The sequence below is a fragment of the bacterium genome (assembly GCA_036524115.1).
In the GTDB taxonomy this organism is placed as follows: domain Bacteria; phylum JAUVQV01; class JAUVQV01; order JAUVQV01; family DATDCY01; genus DATDCY01.
On record DATDCY010000302.1, the window covers coordinates 1 to 1,634 of the forward strand.

Here is a 1,634-nt window from a genome sequence, read left to right on the forward strand (position 1 = left end):
AGCGCGGCGTCCACGCCGTCGAGCCGCTGCGCCGTCTCCAGCAGGCGCCGGCGGCCGTCGGCGACCATTCGCCGCACGGCGAGCGCATCGAGGCGGTGGCGCGCGCCGCGCAGGCGCTCCCCCACGCCGGCGCGCAGGCGCCGCGCAAGCATCCCGAGCCGCTCCTCGAGCGCCTCCTTGCTCTCGACGACCAGCTCGGCCGCCGCCGACGGGGTCGGCGCGCGCAGGTCGGCGACGAAGTCCGCGATGGTGAAGTCCGTCTCGTGGCCCACGGCCGAGATGACCGGCACGCCGCAGGCGGCGATCGCGCGCGCCACGACCTCCTCGTTGAAGGCCCAGAGGTCCTCCATCGAGCCGCCGCCGCGGCCGACGATCAACACGTCGACGTCGCCGCGGCGGTCGAACTCCGCGATCGCCGCCGCGATCTCCCCGGCCGCCCCCTCGCCCTGGACGCGCACCGGGTTGAGCAGCACGCGCAGGTTCGGGAAGCGCCGGCCCAGCACCGTGAGGATGTCGCGGATCACGGCGCCGGTCGGGCTGGTGACGACGCCGACGGTCCGCGGCAGGGCGGGCAGCGGCCGCTTGCGCGCGGCCTCGAACAGCCCCTCGCGCTGGAGCTTCTCCCGCAGCTGCTCGAAGGCCAGCTGGAGCGCCCCCTTGCCCTTGGGCTCCAGCTCCTCGACGATCAGCTGGAACTGCCCCCGCTGCGGGTAGATGCCGACCCGACCGAGCGCGAGCACCGCCAGGCCGTCCTTCGGCTCGAAGCGCAGCCCCTTGGAGCCGGCGCGGAAGAGCACGGCCGAGACCTGGCCGCCGTCGTCCTTGAGCGAAAAGTAGGCGTGGCCGGAGGGGTAGAGCTTCCAGTTGGAGATCTCCCCCTCGACCCAGACGCGCGGGAAGGTCTCTTCGAGCAGCTCGCCCGCGGCTCGATTGAGCTCCGTGACCGTCCAGATCTTGCGCGCGCCGCCCGGTTGTGCCGGCATCCCTCCCCCAAGGACCACGATGGCCGAATTTCGCTGTGCGGATCGCATCGTAGCGGCTGGCGCCAGACGCGTCAATGCGGCCCCCGCGGCCGGTGCGCGAGCCCCGGGGGCGCGCCGCGGCCGCCCGGCGCGTTCCTTGACCCCCCCGCGCCGCGGTCCTATACTGCCGCGCCGTGGGCCCGGAGCTGAATCTGCCGATCTCTCTCGCGGCGCTGGTCGCGATGCAGGGACTGCTCATGCTCTGGTCGCAGCGGGTGAGCGGCTCGACGCCCACCGCGCTGCTCGTCGGGCTGCTGCCGCTGGTCGGGCTTCCCTACCTGCTCTGGCAGCTGCGGTCGCGGCTCGTGGACAACCACATCGCCGGCGCGATCACGTACCTGGCGCTGGTCGTGGCCTGCTTCGGCTTCTACTTCCTGGAACCGGCGGACGAGCGGCCGTGGATGCTCATCCACACGATGGCCGTCTTCGCCTTCCTCGGCAACGCAAACGTGATCGGGACCCGCCTGAAGGATTAGCCCGGGTCAGCCGGGAGCGGCTCTTTCCGCCCTGGCGGCGTTGCGGGCCGGGCTGCTCTCCGCGCGCCCGTGCCCGCTGCCTTGCCAGGACGAAAATATCCGCACTCGGCTGACTCGGGCAGCACGTGCACGCCAG

At 72.9% G+C, this 1,634-nt stretch carries 2 protein-coding genes; one reads left to right on the forward strand and one right to left on the reverse strand.

What is annotated here, in order from left to right; all coding sequences use genetic code 11:
- Positions 1-983: exodeoxyribonuclease VII large subunit (gene xseA / locus VI078_14325; protein ID HEY6000461.1), on the reverse strand; the 983-nt coding region annotated here is incomplete at its 3' end.
- A gap of 173 nt (positions 984-1,156) precedes the next feature.
- Between xseA and VI078_14330 the strand changes: the two genes are divergently transcribed.
- Positions 1,157-1,498 carry a hypothetical protein gene (locus tag VI078_14330; protein HEY6000462.1) on the forward strand — a complete coding sequence of 114 codons (342 nt, stop codon included), beginning with the start codon at positions 1,157-1,159 and terminating at the stop codon, positions 1,496-1,498.
- The last annotated feature ends 136 nt before the right edge of the window (positions 1,499-1,634 follow it).